Annotated in this window: 20 protein-coding genes; 13 read left to right on the top strand and 7 right to left on the bottom strand. The window is 48.4% G+C overall.

The features are described from left to right. Window positions 1-149 precede the first annotated feature (149 nt). Entirely contained in the window at window positions 150-701 is a 552-nt protein-coding gene (locus tag B2U97_RS00955) for a cytochrome b (protein ID WP_011235787.1), read from the top strand. Then, window positions 701-1,282 (top strand): YceI family protein, encoded by a 582-nt coding sequence (locus B2U97_RS00950; RefSeq protein WP_286823545.1) that lies wholly within the window; start codon window positions 701-703, stop codon window positions 1,280-1,282. Before B2U97_RS00955 ends, B2U97_RS00950 begins: the two co-directional genes overlap by 1 nt. A gap of 19 nt (window positions 1,283-1,301) precedes the next feature. On the opposite strand, the gene B2U97_RS00945 is transcribed toward B2U97_RS00950, so the two are convergent. The 4 genes from B2U97_RS00945 to hemC are packed head-to-tail and all read right to left on the bottom strand — an operon-like array spanning window position 1,302 to window position 5,259. Next, window positions 1,302-2,465, bottom strand: a complete 1,164-nt coding sequence (locus B2U97_RS00945; protein WP_286823544.1) for a heme biosynthesis HemY N-terminal domain-containing protein — start codon at window positions 2,463-2,465, stop codon at window positions 1,302-1,304. Next, the gene (locus B2U97_RS00940; protein WP_286823543.1) at window positions 2,462-3,589 is read right to left on the bottom strand and encodes a uroporphyrinogen-III C-methyltransferase; all 1,128 of its coding nucleotides are present in this window, start codon (window positions 3,587-3,589) and stop codon (window positions 2,462-2,464) included. Before B2U97_RS00940 ends, B2U97_RS00945 begins: the two co-directional genes overlap by 4 nt. Next, the gene (locus B2U97_RS00935) at window positions 3,582-4,343 is read right to left on the bottom strand and encodes a uroporphyrinogen-III synthase (protein ID WP_016341410.1); all 762 of its coding nucleotides are present in this window, start codon (window positions 4,341-4,343) and stop codon (window positions 3,582-3,584) included. Before B2U97_RS00935 ends, B2U97_RS00940 begins: the two co-directional genes overlap by 8 nt. Beyond that, window positions 4,318-5,259, bottom strand: a complete 942-nt coding sequence (gene hemC / locus B2U97_RS00930) for a hydroxymethylbilane synthase (RefSeq protein ID WP_011235782.1) — start codon at window positions 5,257-5,259, stop codon at window positions 4,318-4,320. The genes B2U97_RS00935 and hemC overlap by 26 nt, the downstream gene beginning before the upstream one ends. Before the next feature lie 92 nt (window positions 5,260-5,351). Here hemC and lptM point away from each other — a divergent pair, with 92 nt between their 5' ends. The 8 genes from lptM (at window position 5,352) to B2U97_RS00895 (ending at window position 12,672) form a co-directional block, all read left to right on the top strand. Beyond that, window positions 5,352-5,498, top strand: a complete 147-nt coding sequence (lptM, locus tag B2U97_RS14110; protein ID WP_011235781.1) for an LPS translocon maturation chaperone LptM — start codon at window positions 5,352-5,354, stop codon at window positions 5,496-5,498. Beyond that, complete coding sequence (lysA, locus tag B2U97_RS00925) at window positions 5,495-6,757, top strand: diaminopimelate decarboxylase (RefSeq protein ID WP_272989290.1); 1,263 nt, start codon at window positions 5,495-5,497, stop codon at window positions 6,755-6,757. Before lptM ends, lysA begins: the two co-directional genes overlap by 4 nt. A gap of 2 nt (window positions 6,758-6,759) precedes the next feature. Continuing rightward, entirely contained in the window at window positions 6,760-7,587 is an 828-nt protein-coding gene (gene dapF, locus B2U97_RS00920) for a diaminopimelate epimerase (RefSeq protein ID WP_272989292.1), read from the top strand. Further along, window positions 7,584-8,279: a DUF484 family protein gene (locus B2U97_RS00915; protein ID WP_272989294.1), complete on the top strand. Its 696-nt coding sequence runs from the start codon at window positions 7,584-7,586 to the stop codon at window positions 8,277-8,279. Before dapF ends, B2U97_RS00915 begins: the two co-directional genes overlap by 4 nt. Further along, window positions 8,266-9,168 (top strand): tyrosine recombinase XerC, encoded by a 903-nt coding sequence (locus B2U97_RS00910; protein WP_272989296.1) that lies wholly within the window; start codon window positions 8,266-8,268, stop codon window positions 9,166-9,168. Before B2U97_RS00915 ends, B2U97_RS00910 begins: the two co-directional genes overlap by 14 nt. Before the next feature lie 26 nt (window positions 9,169-9,194). Further along, window positions 9,195-9,905: an HAD-IA family hydrolase gene (locus B2U97_RS00905; RefSeq protein ID WP_034822916.1), complete on the top strand. Its 711-nt coding sequence runs from the start codon at window positions 9,195-9,197 to the stop codon at window positions 9,903-9,905. A 97-nt stretch (window positions 9,906-10,002) separates the two neighbouring features. Further along, the gene (gene uvrD, locus B2U97_RS00900) at window positions 10,003-12,174 is read left to right on the top strand and encodes a DNA helicase II (RefSeq protein ID WP_286823541.1); all 2,172 of its coding nucleotides are present in this window, start codon (window positions 10,003-10,005) and stop codon (window positions 12,172-12,174) included. 75 nt (window positions 12,175-12,249) lie between these two features. Beyond that, window positions 12,250-12,672 carry an OsmC family protein gene (locus tag B2U97_RS00895; RefSeq protein WP_011235774.1) on the top strand — a complete coding sequence of 141 codons (423 nt, stop codon included), beginning with the start codon at window positions 12,250-12,252 and terminating at the stop codon, window positions 12,670-12,672. Here B2U97_RS00895 and rarD read toward each other — a convergent pair. Further along, window positions 12,649-13,584, bottom strand: coding sequence for an EamA family transporter RarD (gene rarD / locus B2U97_RS00890; RefSeq protein WP_153850297.1), 936 nt, complete (start codon window positions 13,582-13,584; stop codon window positions 12,649-12,651). The genes B2U97_RS00895 and rarD overlap by 24 nt on opposite strands. A gap of 26 nt (window positions 13,585-13,610) precedes the next feature. Beyond that, window positions 13,611-14,075, bottom strand: coding sequence for a thioesterase family protein (locus B2U97_RS00885; RefSeq protein WP_011235772.1), 465 nt, complete (start codon window positions 14,073-14,075; stop codon window positions 13,611-13,613). Between the two features lie 60 nt (window positions 14,076-14,135). Between B2U97_RS00885 and recQ the strand changes: the two genes are divergently transcribed. The 3 genes from recQ to B2U97_RS00870 are packed head-to-tail and all read left to right on the top strand — an operon-like array spanning window position 14,136 to window position 19,035. Further along, window positions 14,136-15,980, top strand: a complete 1,845-nt coding sequence (gene recQ, locus B2U97_RS00880) for a DNA helicase RecQ (protein WP_286823540.1) — start codon at window positions 14,136-14,138, stop codon at window positions 15,978-15,980. Window positions 15,981-15,989: 9 nt separating this feature from the next. Beyond that, window positions 15,990-16,250, top strand: coding sequence for a DUF3630 family protein (locus B2U97_RS00875; RefSeq protein WP_011235770.1), 261 nt, complete (start codon window positions 15,990-15,992; stop codon window positions 16,248-16,250). Next, complete coding sequence (locus B2U97_RS00870) at window positions 16,243-19,035, top strand: EAL domain-containing protein (protein WP_286823539.1); 2,793 nt, start codon at window positions 16,243-16,245, stop codon at window positions 19,033-19,035. Before B2U97_RS00875 ends, B2U97_RS00870 begins: the two co-directional genes overlap by 8 nt. Before the next feature lie 27 nt (window positions 19,036-19,062). Here B2U97_RS00870 and B2U97_RS00865 read toward each other — a convergent pair whose 3' ends face one another. After that, on the bottom strand, window positions 19,063-19,536 hold the full coding sequence (locus B2U97_RS00865) for an Hsp20 family protein (protein ID WP_011235768.1): 474 nt from the start codon (window positions 19,534-19,536) through the stop codon (window positions 19,063-19,065). Window positions 19,537-19,574: the final 38 nt, after the last annotated feature.

Raw genomic sequence — 19,574 nt, 5'->3', positions numbered from 1 at the left:
TACCCCGGGTTTAACCCCCAACCACCCCACCTGATGCGAGAGCATCAGGCTACTACATTCTATTAATTAGATGTTAATCTACTAATAATACGTATTTTCATTCTATAAATATGAACTAACATAAAACTTAGACAAATCAGGAAAACTTTATGTGGAAAAACACATCAGATAAATACGGTTTGACAGCAGTATTAATTCACTGGCTGTCGGCCTTAATAATATTTGGTTTATTTGCTTTAGGCTGGTGGATGCTAACTCTGACCTACTACGACGAGTGGTATCGTCTTGGCCCCTGGTGGCATAAATCGTTTGGCATTACCTTACTTATTGTAACGGTTTTACGAGTGTTCTGGACTTTAACCAATACTAAGCCTAAACCTTTAGGTAGCAAGTTCGAGCGGTTAGGAGCAAAAGCAGGCCACTTTTTACTTTATTTACTGCTATTCACAGTAATGATTAGCGGTTTTTTGATTTCAACAGCAGATGGTAGTTCTATCAGCGTATTTGACTGGTTCTCGGTACCAGCAGTAATAACCGATTTACCAAAGCAAGAAGATATTGCTGGTGACATACATTGGTATTCAGCGTTGTCTTTAGTGATCCTGGCTGGTGGGCATGGGTTAGCAGCGCTGAAACATCATTTTATTAATAGAGACAGCACACTTATTCGAATGTTTGGAAAAACTAAGAGGAAATCATAATGAAAAAGACATTAATTGCAGCCGCTGTAGCGGGTAGTGCGTTATTTACGTCGGCAGCTATAGCTGAAGACTATAAAATTGATACTGAAGGTCAACACGCCTTTATTGAGTTTAAAATTAGTCACTTGGGCTACAGTTGGTTATACGGCCGTTTTAACGACTTCGAAGGCTCCTTTAGCTATGACGAGAATGCACCGGAGAATGCCTCTGTTAACGTCACAATCGATACCTCCAGCGTTGATACTAACCACGCTGAGCGTGACAAACACTTACGTGGCGATGACTTTTTGAGTGTTTCTGATCACCCTACTGCTACGTTCAAAAGTACTAAATATGTTCCGGACGATGACGATAAAGGTGAAGGCACTATGTATGGTGAATTCACTCTTAATGGTGTAACCAAAGAGATAGCAATCGAAGTTGAGCATGTTGGTGCAGGTAAAGATCCATGGGGCGGATTCCGTCGTGGCTTCGAAGGTGAAGTAGACCTAACCTTGGCTGATTACGGAATTGACTATAACTTAGGCCCAACGGCTAAAGAAGTTGAGCTGACGCTGTCAATTGAAGGTATACGTCAATAATTACAGCGCCAACGTTTAACTAGTGAGCTAACGCCTCTTTATAGGCGTTAGCAGCTAGCTGACTATCACCAAGAGCATGATAAGCATTGCCCAATAAGCGATATACGTGACTGCTGGGTTCAATCTCTGCTAACTTTTTCAAAGCACGTTGGGCTAACGAAAAGTCCTGATTATCCATAGCGATTTGTGCAAGAGCATAGAGGTAATCTCTATTTTCCGGATCTTGTTTCAACTGAGCTTGAACAAACTCCAGCAACTTCTCCGATTTCGCATTAAATAAATGCAAAGAGTTAACGGCAGCTGGTTGCAACTCTCCTCTTTTTAATCCTTTTAAAATCACTCTGGCAGAGACTTCGTAATCACCTAAATGTTTTAACGCGGCGGCATAACTTAACCTAATAGTTGCGTTGCTACGTTGTTTACTGGGTAGACTGCGCCATTCGTTGTACAGCATCTCGTTACTTTTGCGACCCTCAGCAACAAAGCGTTCAAAATAGACTTGATATTCAAGACGGTCAAATTCGGCTGGAGCAAGGTCGGTTACACGGCGCAACTCAGGTAATAGCTCTTTCAGTTGCTGCCAGTTTCCGGACGCTTTAAAGACCCGATAAGCTAACTTAAGTACATTGGCAGAGTGTGGCTTAGCTTCTAATAAGCTTCGCATCTCTTTATCCGCTTCTGTCGGGTCTTTTTTTACTGACTGTTCAATGGAAACAAGCTGAAGCAGTGTATCTGCATTATCATAAAATGCCCCTGCTTCATCGTGCCAGTAAGTTGCCTTTCCGGCGTCTTTATTGAGGCAGGCGGCAATTGCAGTTAACGCGGCAATGTTGTTATCAGGAGATTTTTTGTAAGCCTTAGACAGGCTCTCAGTTGCTTTTTCGGGATTGTCATCGAGCAGCTCGCGTATGCCCTGCTGAAAAATGTTCTGAGCTTTACGTTCGCTTCGATTTGCCAACCACTTCCGACCCTGGCGGGTTTTGCTAAGCAGCCGGCGCAGTAATGACACCACAACACTGAGTACGGCAATTGCCACAATAGTAACGACAAACAGGCCGACTACGGTTGTCTCAATCGCTACTCCGGCAAACTGAACTAAAACATAGCCCGCGTTACCCGACGCGAGTGGTCCAATAATGGCCCCCAATATAATGATGACAACCAGAGCGATGATCCATTTCATGAGGCATCTCCCTGCTCAATAGCCTGAGCGATGAAGTCCAGCGATTCAAGCTGCTCTATACTCTGCTGTTCAAAGTCTTCCTGGCCTAGTGACTGAATACGCGAAATAATATCCTGTGAAGCTGCACCATCGCCTTTTACCTGCGCAATTAGCTTAGATAATTGGTCCAGGTAGCTCTGCCACAATTCATCATTATTCTTTACAGCCGCCTGTTGAGCCAGAGTAAAGAGTAGTTGAATGCGTTCGTTTATTGCTGTGCGCTGGGTCGCACTCAGCAGAGGTTTAGGATCGCTGTCTACGGGTTGAATGCGGATAAAGTTATCAAGGAAGGACTGCCAGTTAGCACTCAGGTTCGTTTGCCAGTCATTAACATCACCACTGACATTCTGGGTGTCAGAACTTAAGCGCTGTTGATTACTGTTTACTTCGTCGGGCAGGTCTGACACGCGTTGTTGCAGACCCACGAGTTGCAGCGCCAGGTCAGTATTGTCTGCTTTAACTGCGGCATTCACTCGTTCAATATCACCCGCCAGCTTCTCGCGGGTACGAATTGCGTTACGACTGTCGATACCCGACAGCTGCTGGTCGGCTAACTTCAAAAGTTGCAGCGCCGCTTTGTAGTCGTCCTGACTCCACATCATTCGTGCAGCCGCTGATAAGGTTTGTTTTATCTCCAGTAGACGCCAGTAAGCCGCTTTTTCGGCAGGCGTTTTGCGCATGTCGTCACGAAGATCTTCGAGGCTCTGACGCAAACTCGTCAGTTCCCGCTGCAGTTGTTGGTCGGTGTTACTCAACCTATCCAGTTCGCGGGACTGCACGGTGTTCTGTAGTTGTTGTTCCAGATTTCCAACGGAACGTTCCAGTTGTTTAAAGCGCGTTTCAACCGGATCTTCCTGCGGTTGCTCACTAACCTGTTCAGAGTCTGTGTTAAATAAATCAGGGAAACGCGTATAGCCCCAGTATGCGGCGGCGACAATAGCGATTAAAACAATAAGCCAGACTAAGCGTTTGAAGAAACGCCCGCTACTTTTCTCGGCGGTTATGGTTTCTTCTTCTGTGCTCTTCTCGCTACTTTGTTCATTATTCTGAACTTCTTCGTTCTCAATTTTATTCTCTTCAGTCATGAGTTTTTCCATCCGCTATTAGCGCATTCATTAATATGGCGTCCGCTGCACTGCCTGTCACTTTGATATTGTCTGATTGTCCGAAAGGAATCAAACCTTTCAGGCGATGACTTGGAACTATCCACTGACAGCTATCCAGCCAGCTTTGGGCAGAGTTTGGCATAGACGACAAAAAGTATCCCAGTTGTTCAGCGCTGGTAACAACAATAGTACCAACTGAGCTTATCCACTGCTGAATCAGTTCAGGGTCGTTCAATGTGAGTTGTTTTCGGCGATACACTTCCCAGTAATCGACAGAAGCTCCGCGAGCTCGTATGGCATCCGCCAATAATTCACGACCGCCTTCTCCGCGAATGATCAACCAGTTCTGTTGCTGCAGTTTTTGTAATTCAGACAACTCCAGCAACCCTTCCGACTGATGTATGAAGGCCGGACAGCTCACGGCAGTGTTTAAATGTTTGCACGCAAAAGAAGCGGTTCCCGGACCGACTGCATAATATTTAGAAGGAACCCCGCTAAAACCAGCCCGGGAGGCATAATGAGCTGCATTTTTACTGACAATAACAATGCCGTCCCAATGCTTTTGTTTAATCTGGGTCAGCTGCTCTTTATTCACAGGTAAAGGCTCTATCTCAATAAAACTGTGAACAAAGCATTCTCTGCCAGTTTTGCGCAGCTGTTGGGTAAAGTCGTCCGGACTCTTGCCCGGACGCAGCAGTAAAACCGCTTTATGAGTGACTGGATTCACTGTCATAGACTGCGCTCAGAATTTCAGCTGCACCTTGTTTAAGTAACCGCTCAGCAAGCTCTGAACCTAACTCTTCGGCTTTAGACGCCGGGCCGCGCACTTCATCACGAAGCACTTTTCCGCCATCAGGTTCACCAACCAGGCCGCGTAAATAGACTTCATCACCTTCCAGCTCTGCATAAGCACCAATAGGCACCTGACAGCCGCCATCCAGCCCGCGGTTCATTGCCCGTTCAGCTAACACCCGGGTACGGGTTTCCTGACATTGCAGCGGTGCAAGTAAGGCTTTCATTTCGTCGTCATCGCTGCGGCACTCAATACCCAGTGCGCCTTGTCCATTAGCCGGTAATGACTGCTCCACCGGAATAAAGGAGGTAATGCGGTCTCCCAGCTCCAGTCGAATGAGACCCGATGCCGCCAGGATAATGGCATCAAATTCACCCTCATCCAGTTTGCGTAAACGTGTTTGAACGTTGCCGCGTAAATCTTTTATGACTAAATGTGGAAACTGCTCTTTTACCTGGCAGCGGCGACGTAAACTACAGGTTCCGACTACTGCGCCTTCCGGCAGCTCATTAAGGTTTTTGTAGTTGTTGGATACAAAAGCATCGCGCGGATCTTCGCGTTCGCAAATGGTGTGAAGCTCCAGCCCCGGCGGGAACTCAACCGGTAAGTCTTTCATGCTGTGTACGGCAATATCAGCACGGCCTTCCAGCATCGCCACTTCCAGTTCTTTTACGAACAAGCCTTTACCGCCAATTTTTGCCAGCGGGGTATCCAGAATGACATCGCCCTTGGTAGACATAGGAACCAGCTCTACCGACAGGCCCGGATGCAGCTCTTCAAGGCGTTGTTGAATGTGTTCAGCCTGCCATAAAGCCAGCTTGCTTTTGCGTGTTGCAATTCTAACGCGTTGGGTCATTCGTTTTCCTTTACGACGATTAATGACTTTTTAGGTATCTGGTGCGATGATAGGCATCATAGAAACCCAAACGGAATACCTATAGTTTAGCGATGTTTAGTCGAATTGTAATCAAGACGCTGGTGCTATCAGCCATTTTAATGACTTTAGTCGGTTGTGGTCAGAAAGGACCACTGACGCCTGAGCCTATGCCAGAGCAAAATACACCTGCAGAGCCGCCAGCGGAAGACACCAAATGAGCGAATTAATTGACTATAAAAATGGTCAGTTTCATATTGAAAACTGCGACGTCGAGAGTCTTATTGAGCGTTTTAGTTCGCCTTTGTATGTTTATTCCAAAGGTCAGATTCTAAAAAACTGGCGTGAGTTTCAGCAATACTGGCCCGCACCTCATAAGCTGTGTTATGCGGTAAAAGCCAATAGTAACTTAGCTATTCTGCAGTTACTGGCCGAGCATGGCGCGGGTTTCGATATTGTTTCCGGTGGCGAGCTTCAGCGTGTATTAATGGCCGGCGGCAAAGCCGAAGATGTGGTCTTTTCCGGTGTGGCTAAATCCAAAGACGAAATTATTATGGCGCTGGAAGCGGGCATCGGCTGCTTTAATGTAGAGTCTGAGGCGGAGCTTGAGCGCATTCAGGACATTGCTGCCGCCATGGACAAACAGGCGTCGGTTTCCATACGGGTAAATCCTGACGTCGATGCCAAAACGCATCCGTACATTGCCACAGGCATGAAAGCCAACAAGTTTGGCATCAGCATGTCACTGGCCAAGCCGGTTTTTCTAAAAGCGCATAGTCTGCCTAATATTAATTTAATTGGTGCGGACTGCCATATTGGCTCACAAATAATGACTGCTGAGCCTTTCCTCGATGCTGCGCAGCGCATGTTTAATCTGGTTTCGGAACTGCAAAAAGACGGTATCCAGCTGACACATCTGGATTTAGGAGGCGGTTTTGGTGTGGCGTATCAGCCGGAAGAACCGTTGGATAAGTCCTTTTATTTAAAGGAACTGGTTAAGTTAGCCGAGAATTACCCGCAAATTACTTTGGTATTGGAACCCGGTCGCGCGATTACCGCCGACGCCGGTGTTTTGCTGACCACAGTGGAATATATTAAGCCCTCAGAAGATAAGAACTTTGTGTTGGTTGATGCCGGTATGAACGACTTAATACGTCCGTCTTTGTACCAGGCCTGGCACGATATTTTACCGGCGCACGAAAATAAGCGCGGCGGCGACCAGTTGAATGATATTGTCGGCCCTGTGTGTGAAACCGGCGACTTTTTCGGACACGCACGGCATTTAAATGTGCAACAGGGCGACGTACTGGCCATTAAACATGCCGGTGCCTATGGTTTTACTATGGCGTCTAACTATAACAGTCGTGGCCGCCCGCCCGAGGTTTTGGTCTCAGGTGATAATGCTACACTGATCCGCGAACGTGAAAGTTTTAACGATCTCGTCCGGGGCGAGCACTTGTTACACCAGGAAGGCAAATAAAAATGTTATTACATTTTTCAAAAATGCACGGGCTCGGCAACGACTTTATGGTGGTGGATAACGTCACTCAGAATTTATATGTGAATCCGGATCAAATACGCCGCTGGGCAGACCGGCACACGGGCATTGGTTTTGATCAGATGCTGTTAGTTGAGCCGCCTTATGACCCTGACCTGGATTTTCACTACCGCATTTTTAATGCCGATGGTAGCGAAGTTGCTCAATGTGGCAACGGGGCCCGCTGCTTTGCGAAGTTTGTAAAAGCTAAAAACTTAAGCAATAAGAATCATCTTAAAGTCAGTACCAAGGCCGGAAAAATGGTTCTGCACTTAGAGAAAGACGGTCAGGTGACGGTGGATATGGGCGAACCCTTATTCGAACCGGCGGCGGTGCCTTTTAAAGCGCAAAAAGCAGAGCAGACCTATGTTTTAAGAGTAAAAGAAGAAACGGTTCTTTGTGGTGTTCTGGGGTTAGGCAATCCACATTGTGTTATTGCCGTGGATAACGTCGACACGGCGCCCGTGGAAACTCTGGGAGCGGCTCTGGCAGCGCATGAGCGTTTTCCGGAAAGCGTGAATGTAGGTTTTATGCAGAAAGTATCGGCTGACGAAATTAAACTGCGCGTGTTTGAGCGTGGCGTAGGTGAAACCATGGCCTGTGGTAGTGGTGCGTGTGCGGCAGCTGTAGCCGGCATTCAGCAAGGCTTATTAAATGAGCGAGTAAAAGTCAGCTTGCCCGGCGGGGACTTAATTATCCGTTGGCAGCAGGGGCAGCCTGTAAAAATGACCGGCCCCGCAGAATTAGTTTACGATGGACAAATGGTGTTATGAGTAGCGAATCGAAAATGATTGCAAATGAACGTTTAGACGACAGCCTTATAAGAGAATACTTACAAGAGAACCCTGATTTTTTCACGAGAAATGATGACTTACTGGCTCAGTTACAGTTTCAACACAGTGAAAAAGGCGCCGTCTCGTTAATTGAACGGCAGCAGCAAAAGCTGCGTTTGCGCGTACAGCAGCTGGAAGAAGAAATTACCGAGCTGATGATAAACGCGCGCCGCAATGAAGCGATTTTCTCGGCTTACAGCAACTTATACGTCAGTCTGTTGCGCTGTCAGAGCCTGAGTCAGGTTCTGGATGAACTGCAAAACACCTTTGAGAATGAGCTGGAAATGCCGGCCTTGTCCTTGAAGTTTTTCGACAGCCCGGTCGATTTAGGCGAGCAATACAGCTTTGCTTCCGACACTCACAAAAAGCTACTAAGCAAACGTTTCAATGAAAGTTCTATTTATCTCGGTCGCTTAACGGAGCAAGAGCATAAGCTGTTATTCCAGGACGAAAAGATTGCTTCCGTGGCGCTGCTGTTGTTGGGCGATAACGGTGAGCTGGGGATGCTGGCGGTCGGTAATACTAACGCCAGTCACTTCGAGCCGGCAATGGACAAGTTACTGATCAATCAGCTACAGGCCTTGCTCAGCGCATTGTTACCGGGGCTACTGCAAAACCATGAAGCTGCATGACTGGCAGCAAAAATGGATGCAACAACTGCAGGGAGAGCGGGGGCTAGCTGAGCTAACGCTAAAGAACTATCAGCGCCTTATTGCGGCTGATATCGCGGCTCTTGAACTGCAAAAAATAACGGAACCTAAAGCGCTGCGTGTCCCTGTTATTGAAAGGCTGCTGGTAGGCTGGCGCCGCAACGGGCTGGGTGAACGCAGTATTGCTTTAAAGCTATCGGCATGGCGCACCTTTTGTCAGTTCATGGTGGAATCTAATGCTATGGACGACAACCCTGCTATGTCGGTATCGGCACCAAAAATCCCCAAACGTTTACCCAAAAATCTCGATGTGGACAGTATTTCGCATTTACTGGACTTACCCACAGATGATGACCTGGCGATTCGCGACGCCGCCATGATGGAGCTGCTCTATGCCAGCGGTATTCGTCTGGCAGAGCTGGTGAGTCTTGATCTGGACCACATTGATCACCGTATGATGCAATTACGGGTGACCGGTAAAGGCAGCAAAACGCGCATTGTGCCCTTTGGCCGTTGTGCTGAAAAAGCCTTAAAAAAATGGTTGTCAGTGCGTCAGGCCTGGTTAAATCAAAAGCCTGAGCTGGCGCTTTTTGTGAGCAAAAGGCTACAACGTATTAGCCCTCGTACTGTGCAGCAGCGGCTGAATTACTGGGGTAAACAACAAGGCGTGGTCGGTGACTTGCACCCGCATAAGTTACGGCATTCGTTTGCCTCTCATATGCTGGAATCCAGTGGTGATTTGCGCGCTGTGCAGGAAATGCTTGGACATGCCAACTTATCCACAACTCAGGTGTATACTCATCTGGACTTTAAACGTTTAGCCAGTGTTTATGACAGCGCCCACCCGCGCGCCCGGAAAAAATCGACTTAACTTTTATCAAATAAGAGTAACGCGTTATGCAGTTCCACCGCCGTTGGCATTTACCCAAAGTTATCAGTTTTGATTTAGACGACACGCTTTATGACAATGTGCCGGTTATGCAGCGTACGGAAGAAGTCGCTCACAGCTATATTGCGGAACAATACCCGCAAACTGCTGAGTGGGACATGCACCACTGGCGCCGTTTCCGTGATGAGGTTAGCCGTACTGATGAAACTCTTGCCAGCGATATGACCAAACTGCGCCTGAAGACCCTGGAGCTGGGGTTAGAGAAGTTCGGTGTTGATGATTCGGCGCGGGCCGCGAATACCATTATGGATGTGTTTCTGTCCGAGCGCAGTAACTTTGAAGTGCCACAAGACAGTATAAAATTACTGGAGGCTCTGTCGCAGCGTTACAAATTAATTGCGCTGAGTAATGGCAATGTTAATGCCGATAAAATTGGTCTGGCTAAGTACTTCGAGCTGGTGATTCAGCCCGGAGACGGCATTCGCGGCAAACCCCTGCCCGATATGTTCGCCGCCGCTGAACGAAAGTTACCTGAGTTGCAACCGCATGAGTTCTTACATGTGGGAGATCATCCGTATTCCGATATTCTCGGCGCGCAGCGTCATGGTTGGCAGTCGGCCTGGCTAACCTCGGGGCTGGGAACCACTGCGCACTTATCGGTGTTGCCAACCGTTACTTTGCATAACCTGAATCAGCTACAACGGCTTTTATTGGATTAAAGCCGGCGGACAACTACTGGTTGCTTATACAGTGATGCACTATTACACTGACGGCATAACGTAATACAGTTCTTAATAATGATTTAGGTGACCGCTAATGAGTACACACCCGCTTCTGGCAGATTTAAACGAACGACAGCAGCAGGCCGTATCTGCAACCGACGGTCACATGCTGGTTCTGGCCGGTGCCGGTAGTGGTAAAACCCGTGTGTTGGTGCATCGCATTGCCTGGCTTATTCAGGAGCGGCAGTATTCGCCGTTTAGCATTCTGGCCGTTACCTTTACCAATAAGGCGGCAGCCGAAATGCGCGGACGGGTTGAGCAGCTGGTAGGAAGCTCGGTGCGCGGTATGTGGATTGGTACCTTCCATGGTCTGGCGCATCGCTTGTTGCGCGCGCATTATATGGACGTTGGGCTGCCGCAAAACTTTCAGATAATTGACAGTGATGACCAGCAACGGTTAATTAAACGTTTAATTAAAAGCTTAAACCTGGATGATAAACGCTGGCCGGCAAAGCAGGCGCAGTGGTACATCAATGGTAAAAAAGACGAAGGTCTGCGCCCGCAGCACATTGAAACCTACGACCCTACAGAGCAAACCTTAAAAGAAATCTATACCTTGTATCAGGAGAGCTGTGACCGGGCCGGTCTGGTCGATTTCGCCGAACTGCTGCTGCGCGCGCATGAGTTACTGCGCAATAATCGTATTGTCCGCGAGCACTATCAAAACCGTTTCCGCCATATTCTGGTCGACGAGTTTCAGGACACCAATTCCATTCAGTACGCCTGGATCCGTTTATTAGCGGGCAGTCAGAACAGCGCGACCATTGTTGGTGACGATGACCAGTCCATTTATGGCTGGCGCGGTGCCAAAGTCGAGAATATTCATCAGTTTCTATCGGATTTTGAAGGCTCTGAGACTATCCGGTTGGAGCAAAACTATCGCTCTACAAGCACCATTTTGCGCGCCGCAAACTCGGTTATTTCCAATAACTCGGGGCGTCTGGGTAAAGACTTATGGACCGACGGTAACGACGGCGAGCCGATAAGTCTGTATGCCGGCTTCAATGAAATGGACGAAGCCCGTTATATTGTGGCGCGAATTGAAGAATGGCGTGATCAGGGTGGTTCGCTGCAGGATTCCGCCATTTTATACCGAAGTAACGCACAATCGCGCATTTTAGAGGAAGCCTTATTGCATGCGCGCGTTCCGTATCGTATTTATGGCGGCTTGCGTTTCTTCGACCGTCAGGAAATAAAAGACGCTCTGGCCTACCTGCGAATTTTGGGTAATCGCGATGATGACGCCGCTATCGAGCGGGTGATCAATACACCAACGCGGGGCATTGGTAACCGGACTATGGATATGATCCGCCAGGCTGCCCGAGAACGTGAAGAGTCTTTATGGCAGGCGGCAAAATATATGGTCAATGAAAAGCAACTGGCCGGGCGGGCGCGTAACGCGGTGGGTTCGTTTCTGGATTTTATCGGGAACTTAGACGACGAAACCGAAGAGTTTTCATTAGGCCGCCTGAGTGACGAAGTCATTAAGAAAAGCGGCTTGATGGCCATGTACGAGGCCGAAAAAGGCGAAAAAGCGGAAACCCGGGTCGAAAACTTAAAAGAACTGGTGACTGCCTGCGAAAACTTCACTCTGGATGACGCCGAAGAGGACATGACACCGTTAAATGCTTTTCTGGCACACGCCTCACTTGAAGCTGGTGAAGAACAGGCCGATGAATATCAGGACGCCGTACAGCTCATGACACTACACAGCGCCAAAGGTCTGGAATTTCCGTTGGTGTTTATGACGGGCGTAGAAGAAGGCCTGTTCCCGTCTCAGCAGTCCATGGATGAACCCGGAAGGCTGGAAGAAGAACGCCGTCTTTGCTACGTCGGTATGACCCGGGCAATGGAAAAGTTAGTGCTTACTTATGCTGAGCAGCGCCGTATTTACGGTCAGGAGTTGTTCCATAAAGTCAGTCGCTTTATCAGTGAAATACCGGCGGATACTCTGCATGAAGTGCGGCTGCAAACCCGGGTAGAAAAGCCTGCCAGTTATGGCCGATTCAATAACGCAGCCAGCCACGAAAGCTTTGAGCAAACGGGGTATTCATTAGGCCAGCGGGTACGTCATCCTAAGTTTGGCGAGGGTACGGTGCTGAATTATGAAGGTACCGGTCCGCAATCCAGAATTCAGATTAACTTCGACAATGTCGGCAGCAAGTGGCTGGTTGTTGCTTATGCACGACTGGATCCGGTTTTCTAAAGTGTAAAGAGGTGATCAAAAACCGCATTCTTCGACTACCTTTAAGGTACATACATACAATGTCGGAGGCATTTTATGAAACGCTCTGCAAATGCACAGTGGAAAGGTAGTATAAAAGAAGGTTCAGGCGTTGTTTCAACGCAAAGTGGTGTTTTAGACAGTACCCAATACTCATTTAAGAGCCGCTTTGAAGAAGGCAAAGGCACCAACCCGGAAGAACTTCTGGGTGCGGCGCACGCAGGCTGTTATGCCATGGCGTTTTCGTTAATGCTGGGTGAATCTGGCTATGAGCCGGACAGTATTGATGCTAAAGCCGAAGTGTCGTTAGAAGAAGATGGTGACGGCTTCAGTATCGCTAAAATTCATCTGAAGGTGAAAGCCAGTATTCCGGATATTGACGAAGACAAATTCCAGAAACTGGCTGAAAAAGCGAAAGAAGGCTGTCCTGTCAGCAAAGTGCTGAAGGCTGAAATCTCAATGGATGCCAGCCTCAGCTGAAGCTAACTTCTTCTTCGCTTTACGATCACGCTGGCGCTGTATAATAGAATCGAAACTGTACAGTGCCAGCGCACTCCAGATAATAATGAAAGTGACCAGCTTACTTTCTTCTAAAGGCTCACCGTAAACCACTACCGCCAAAGCAAACATTAATGTTGGAGCTATATACTGGAAAAAACCCAGTGTGGCATAACGCAGGCGCTGTGCTGCTGCGGTAAAACACAGTAGTGGAATGGTTGTGACCAGCCCGGCGGCAACGAGCAACAGGTTTAACGTCCACGGGTTAGCGGTTAAATCACTACTGGCTGATTCGGCAAACACAAACAGATAAATAAGCATTACCGGGAATAGAATCGCGGTTTCCAGCCAAAGTCCGCTAATAGAATCGACCGGCAGGCGTTTGCGAATGGCGCCGTAAATGGCAAAACTAGAGGCTAAAGCCAGAGCCACCCAGGGTACCGAGCCAAAGGTAACAATTTGGATGGTAACGCCCACCACGGCCATACCAATGGCAACTAACTGCAAGCGGCGCATACGTTCGGCAAAAAACACCATTCCGATAGCCACATTCAATAATGGGTTAATGTAGTAGCCGAGGCTGGCATCTAACATGTGGTTACTGTTGACGGCCCAAATAAATAAAAACCAGTTACCACCCAGCAGGCAGGTTGCCAGGGTTAAGCGTAGTACTAATTTGCGGCTTTTCAGAATAGGGCGAATGCGGTCCAGTCGCTTCATGGCAACTATTAGTACAAACACCATCAAAAATGCCCAGATAATTCTATGGGAGAGTATTTCTAGTGCAGGTACTTGTTTCACCAGCTTGAAATAAACCGGTGCTATGCCCCAAAAAGTATAGGCTGCAAGTGCGAAAAAAACGCCTTGCCGCGCCCGAACAGCGTCATCGGACATGTCGATAGAATCCTTTTTTATCAGCGTTAGCCGACCAGATAAGTCCCGGTTCCGAACGCTATGTGCGTGCCTTCTTCGTTGTGCAACTCCATCCGTGCCACCGCTACTTTATTACCTGAGCGGATAATGGTTGCGCTGGCTATGAACTCGGTACCGCGTCCCGGACGAAGATAATCAACCCGAAGGTCAATAGTACCACAACGGCTCAGACGCTCCATTAAATAAGCTTCAGTAGGAGACTCCAGTCTGTCGACCATGCCGGCAATAGCGACCAGTCCTCCGGCGGTGTCCAGGGCTGTTGCGGTAACCCCGCCGTGCAGCATACGCTGTGGCACATTACCCATAAGTTGTTCCTGCCATTTAAATCGAATTTCACCACGCGCAGGGTTAAACTCCGTAATTTCCAGGCCAAGCAGTGCCTGGAACGGAACCTGAGTGTTCATAAACTCGGAAACTTTTGTCAGTATTGTTTGTGTATTCATTTTCGGCATGGTGATTAGCGGACAGGACGCTTACAATAAGAGCATGTTACTCGGGAAGTCAATATAACCATGCACAGCAGTACCGCCGAAAAAGCACAATTTGATCCGCTTAAGCAGCAGCTTGAATCTACCTTTGGCTATCATCAGTTTCGTGATGGCCAACAGGATATTATGCAGGCCGCTATGCAAGGGCGTGACTCTCTGGTGCTGATGCCAACCGGCGGCGGTAAGTCGCTGTGCTACCAGTTGCCGGCTATTTGTGGTGACGGCCTTACCCTGGTTATTTCACCGTTACTGTCGTTAATGCAGGATCAGGTCGAGGCACTTAAAGCTCTGGATATTTCCGCAGCGACGCTGCATTCCGGGGTGTCATCGCAAGAATCTATGGCAACCATGCAAGGGCTTCAGAGCGGTGACATTAAGCTGCTTTATGTAAGTCCAGAGCGGGTTTTACAACCAACCTTTATTGAACGCCTGCAAACCTTAAAGCTGAATTTTATTGCGGTGGATGAAGCCCATTGTATCAGCCAATGGGGACATGACTTCCGGCCTGAATACGGCAAACTTGGAGTGCTGCGTAATTACCTGCCCAATGTGCCTTTTATGGCATTAACGGCAACCGCAGACTCTGCCACCCAGCACGATATTATTGAACGGCTGTGTCTGCGCGAACCTCTGGTGCATCGCAGCTCGTTCGACCGCCCCAATATTCGTTACGTGGTGCAGGAAAAGTACAAGCCGCTGAAGCAGGTTCGTGACTACGTTAAAAAGCAAAAAGGCGCCGCCGGAATTATTTACTGCGGCAGCCGCAAAAAAACCGAAGAGCTGTCGGAAAGTCTGCAGCAAGCCGGGGTGCGCGCTGCACCCTACCATGCCGGTATTGAGCACCAGATAAAGGAAAGCACCCTGCGCCAGTTTCTGCGTGACGACATAGATGTTGTTGTTGCGACGGTGGCCTTTGGTATGGGTATTAATAAGCCCAACATTCGTTTTGTCATTCATTTTGATATTCCCCGCAGCGTTGAATCTTACTATCAGGAAACCGGGCGTGCTGGCCGAGATGGTCTGCCAGCCGAGGCTGTCATGCTTTATGACCCACGTGACGCGCAGTGGATACGACGCATGATAGAAGATCAGGAGAATGAGCAGCGGCGCTTGGTCGAGGCGCAAAAGTTTTCAGCTATGCAGGCTATGGCAGAAGCGCAGACCTGCCGGCGGCTGGTGGTGTTGAATTATTTTAATGAATACTCGGATAAGGAATGCGGAAACTGCGATTTGTGTCTGGATCCGCCCCAGCGCTACGACGGTCTGGAAGACGCTCAAAAAGCACTGAGCTGTGTATACCGAGTCGGTCAGCAGTTTGGTATTAACCATGTAGTTGAGGTTTTGCGTGGTTCAAAAGCCCAACGTGTTCTCGAGCTGGGACACGACCAGTTGAGCACGTACGGCTTAGGCAAGTCGGAAACTCAGGAGCACTGGTTTTCGGTGTTACGGCAGCTGATTCACCGGGGGCTTATTCTGCAGGACATTCGGCGTTTTGCAGCACTTCAGCTCACTGATGCAGCCCGCCCTGTGTTAAAAGGCGAAGTTCCGCTGGAACTGGCTAAGCCGCGAATAGAATTAACTGCAACCAAAACCCGAATTACCGACCGGGGTGACTATAATAAAATTTTGTTCCGGCGTTTGCGTAAGTTGCGTAAAGACATTGCTGACCGTGATCAGGTGCCGCCTTTTGTGGTGTTCAGTGATGCGGCACTGGTGGAAATGTGCGTACACTATCCCACAACAGCCAAAGATATGTTAGAAATCAATGGTGTTGGAGAAGTTAAACTGGCACGTTATGGCAATGAGTTTATGCAGGCCGTGGAAGCTTTCTTGTCCGGAGCCAGCGAGCGGCAATTATTTAACGGGTAAAGAGTAACAATGGAAGACAACGTCATTACGCTAAAAAGTACGCCACCGGAAGCTGACCATGAGCTTTGGGTGAACGAACTTTGTGAGCGTATTGGTGCTACCATCCGTGAAAAAGAATGGGCTGCGGACCAGTTTTGCTGGCGTTTGAGTATTAACCAGCGGCACTGGCTGCTGTTCTACTCGGAAATTTGTGATGCCGTCTGGTTACAAGCTCTGGAAGAACCCGAAGCTACAGTAAAAGCACTCCTGGTGGAGCATGGTTATGTTTAACTACTTGTTTGCCGGACTACTGTTAGCGTTGACTCTGATACCACCGGCTTTTGCTCAGGATCCTCTAACCGTTTCCCCGCAAAGCTCGCGCTTAATGCTGAATGAACACTTCAATTACCGGGTGGTCAATGCCAACCTGCAAGTTGAGAGCATTGCTATTGATGAACCGCAGCGATGGTTAAGCCCTGAGGAGTTACAGGATCATAACTACGCAGGTGAACGACCCAATGTCTGGGGCGTGGTTTCTTTGTTTAATCGCAGTAACGCGCCGCTTACTCTTCACCTGCATTTCGGCGACCCTTACCTGGAACAAGTTGGGGTTTATTTACTGGATAAAAATGGGCAAATAGAAAGCAGCAGCATCAGCCGGTTTTCCACCCCGCTATTACAGCGAAATTATTTGTCTCATGAGCAAATTCTTCCGGTAACCTTACCCGCTAACAAAATTGTCTGGTTGGCTGTGTCGGTGCAGCAATGGCCGGAACAAATGCCGTCTATAGGTCTGTGGCAGCCGGGCGACTTACAGTTACGCCTTCAGCAGCAACAAACAGCTTTGGGGGTTAACGCCGGTATTCTTATTCTGCTGGCTTTAGCAGCGGCTGTTTCAGCGCGGTTGTTCGGTAGCCTCCTGTTAATTTCCTTTGGCGGTCTGACATTAACCTTTACTCTTTCGCTGCTATCACACAGTGGCATCTGGATTACCTATTTTACACCATACTCACCGGACATTGCTGCGGAGTTGAAGGTGTATATCAGCCAGCTCCTGATCCTGGCTCTTAGTTGGTTTATATGGGAATGGTCGCGTTTTCGCTTCAAGTTCTCCCGTTTCAACCGTATTGGTTATGCAGTAATGATGGTGGCAATTGCGTTGACCATTTTGTTGCCGTGGCTGTCGGAGCCCTGGCGGCTGGCTTCTGTATCCTGGCAAATTAATGCGTTATTGCTCTGGGGCGGAGTGGTTATTGGCCGTAGCCTGCAGAAGCAACCTGTGGCGGGTCATAAATGGCAAACGGTATTGATGGTTCTGACCATTATATCCGCCTGGCTGCTGGTTTCACCGCGCTATAACCCAATATGGGAAGGGCTTTCCGGGTTATTGTTGTACAGCGGCCTGACTTTAGTCACAACTATGTTTTTGCTGGCGCTTGAGCGCTACCGATTTAGTCGCCTGGTACAGCGTATTAGCAATTTAAAACGTAACCGCAAAATTTTAAGACGGCGTTTATGGCGTATTTTAAAACGAACCGGAGAAGGTTGGTTCAGAGTTAACCCTGACGGCAGTATTAAACAGGTTAACCGGCAAATGATAAAAATTCTGGCCGCTCATTCGCTGAAGCAAATTCAGATGCATTGGCCAAAAGGTTTTAGCATTGAAGGCCAACGGCAACTGATTTCTATTGAGCGGCTTGATGGTCGTAAAGTGTGGCTCGATATTGAATTGTTTCCTGACAATACCGGGCGTATGGCCGATGTAACAAAACGTATGGAAGCAGAAGTTCATCTTAACTTTTTGGCACATCACGACGCCGTAACGGGCTTATTAAATGTGCGCGAGTTTCGGCGCCTGCTGCAATCCCGTCTGGATAGAAAAAAGACAACCAGCGTTACCATTATTCGTCTTAATGGTTTGCAGGTTATTGCGGATCAAGCCGGCGCTGATGGTCGTGATCAGGCCATACTACAGCTGACATTATCCTTACAGCAAAAAGCACCTAAAAGCGCACGTGTCGCACGCATAAGTGAAGCAGAAATTGCGCTGCTGACGAACGAAGATGAACAAGCGGCGTTCGCTCAGGCGCATCGTTTACTGCAAGTTTGCAGAGAGTTTCGTTTTAGTAGTGAAAAACGTATTTTTCAGCTGACAGGTCACGCCGGTATTGCTTACAGTCATGACGAAAGTCTGGCCGCCAGCACTATCATGAGGCAAGCCCGGGAAGCCGTGCAGCTGGCAATGCAGCAGGGTGACTACAGAGTACACACGCACAGCGAAGCTGATCAGATACGTTTAATTGGGCAAGCTGAGGAAGAGTGGGAAGCGCGGCTGAAAAAAGCACTGCGGGAAGAAAACTGGCAGTTGTTTGCGCAGCCACTGGTCAGTGCCGCAAAAAGCGAAGATAAGCATTGCTTCGAGTTGTTATTGCGACTGCCGGGTAACGAGAGTGACGAGGCTATTGCTCCGCAGCAGTTTTTACGAGCCGCTCTTAATGCAGGCGTTATGGGTAAAGCTGACCGCTGGCTGGTCAGGGAAGTTATTGAGCATTTTAATGAACAACCCTTTGAAGCTAATCGCACCTGGCGCTGTCATATTAATTTGTCCGCGCAAAGTCTGGAAGATGTCGACTTTATTCGCTTTATAGAGCAAATCCTGAAGCATTCTATATTACAGCCGGAGCAGTTGGTCTTTGAGGTGGCAGAACCTGATGCCAATGAGTATTTTGATGAAACTTACCGTCTGTTCAGAGAGCTTAAGGACTTAGGTATTGGTACTGCTTTAGATCAGTTTGGTACCGGCTTTAATTCGTTCCGGCTTATGCGGCAATTACCGTTAACGCAAATTAAGGTTAACAGGTTTTGGGTGCAGGACATGCTGGTAGATGCGGTTGATGCGGAGCTGGTCGCCAGCTGTGTGCGCATTGCTAAGGTTCTTGATATTGAGGTATGTGCAGTAGGTGTGGAAAGTGATGAAGCACGTATTAAGCTCACTCAGCTGGGCGTAGACTATATCCAGGGGTTCGTCTGTGGGCACCCAGTAGAGTGGCAACGTCAGGAAAAACAGGGCGGCTAATTGCCGCCCCTCATCCAGTGCTTAAGTTTAAGCAGCACTTTCCTTACTTTTGGAACGATCTTGCAGCAGGTCTTTAGTTGAACTGCTAATGTCGATACGTTTCGGTTTCTTGGCTTCAGGAATATTCTTCACCAGGCCGACCGTTAACAGACCGTTCTTTAAGGCTGCGCCGGTGACTTCAATGTGCTCAGCCAGGCTGAACTTACGTTCGAAGGCACGGTTTGCAATGCCGCGGTGCAGATATTCGCGTTTTTCGTTTTCTTCGGCTTTTTTGCCGGTCACACGAAGTACGCCGTTCTCTACTTCAATTTCCAGATCATCCTCTTCAAAACCTGCAACCGCCAGTGTAACGGCGTACTGGTTTTCTGCTACCAGTTCAATGTTGTAGGGAGGATATCCGGTTGCACCAGTATCTGAGCGTAGTGCCGAATCCAGCAAAGATGCCATGCGGTCAAAACCTACACTGCTACGATATAGAGGGCTTAAGTCGATAGTTGCCATAGTCATTCTCCTTTGAAGCAATAACTTTAAAATGTTTA

Origin of the sequence: Idiomarina sp. UBA3176 (genome assembly GCF_002364295.1) — a bacterium.
Lineage (GTDB): Bacteria > Pseudomonadota > Gammaproteobacteria > Enterobacterales > Alteromonadaceae > Idiomarina > Idiomarina loihiensis.
This window is presented reverse-complemented; position numbering and strand designations above follow the sequence as displayed.

Coding starts and splice junctions, on each gene's coding strand:
- B2U97_RS00915 (WP_272989294.1), top strand. CDS start 7,584: ATGAGTAGCGAATCGAAAATGATTGCAAATGAACGTTTAGACGACAGC.
- B2U97_RS00905 (WP_034822916.1), top strand. CDS start 9,195: ATGCAGTTCCACCGCCGTTGGCATTTACCCAAAGTTATCAGTTTTGAT.
- lysA (WP_272989290.1), top strand. CDS start 5,495: ATGAGCGAATTAATTGACTATAAAAATGGTCAGTTTCATATTGAAAAC.
- recQ (WP_286823540.1), top strand. CDS start 14,136: ATGCACAGCAGTACCGCCGAAAAAGCACAATTTGATCCGCTTAAGCAG.
- lptM (WP_011235781.1), top strand. CDS start 5,352: ATGTTTAGTCGAATTGTAATCAAGACGCTGGTGCTATCAGCCATTTTA.
- B2U97_RS00940 (WP_286823543.1), bottom strand. CDS start 3,589: ATGACTGAAGAGAATAAAATTGAGAACGAAGAAGTTCAGAATAATGAA.
- dapF (WP_272989292.1), top strand. CDS start 6,760: ATGTTATTACATTTTTCAAAAATGCACGGGCTCGGCAACGACTTTATG.
- B2U97_RS00935 (WP_016341410.1), bottom strand. CDS start 4,343: ATGACAGTGAATCCAGTCACTCATAAAGCGGTTTTACTGCTGCGTCCG.
- rarD (WP_153850297.1), bottom strand. CDS start 13,584: ATGTCCGATGACGCTGTTCGGGCGCGGCAAGGCGTTTTTTTCGCACTT.
- uvrD (WP_286823541.1), top strand. CDS start 10,003: ATGAGTACACACCCGCTTCTGGCAGATTTAAACGAACGACAGCAGCAG.
- B2U97_RS00875 (WP_011235770.1), top strand. CDS start 15,990: ATGGAAGACAACGTCATTACGCTAAAAAGTACGCCACCGGAAGCTGAC.
- B2U97_RS00950 (WP_286823545.1), top strand. CDS start 701: ATGAAAAAGACATTAATTGCAGCCGCTGTAGCGGGTAGTGCGTTATTT.
- hemC (WP_011235782.1), bottom strand. CDS start 5,259: ATGACCCAACGCGTTAGAATTGCAACACGCAAAAGCAAGCTGGCTTTA.
- B2U97_RS00870 (WP_286823539.1), top strand. CDS start 16,243: ATGTTTAACTACTTGTTTGCCGGACTACTGTTAGCGTTGACTCTGATA.
- B2U97_RS00945 (WP_286823544.1), bottom strand. CDS start 2,465: ATGAAATGGATCATCGCTCTGGTTGTCATCATTATATTGGGGGCCATT.
- B2U97_RS00865 (WP_011235768.1), bottom strand. CDS start 19,536: ATGGCAACTATCGACTTAAGCCCTCTATATCGTAGCAGTGTAGGTTTT.
- B2U97_RS00955 (WP_011235787.1), top strand. CDS start 150: ATGTGGAAAAACACATCAGATAAATACGGTTTGACAGCAGTATTAATT.
- B2U97_RS00895 (WP_011235774.1), top strand. CDS start 12,250: ATGAAACGCTCTGCAAATGCACAGTGGAAAGGTAGTATAAAAGAAGGT.
- B2U97_RS00910 (WP_272989296.1), top strand. CDS start 8,266: ATGAAGCTGCATGACTGGCAGCAAAAATGGATGCAACAACTGCAGGGA.
- B2U97_RS00885 (WP_011235772.1), bottom strand. CDS start 14,075: ATGCCGAAAATGAATACACAAACAATACTGACAAAAGTTTCCGAGTTT.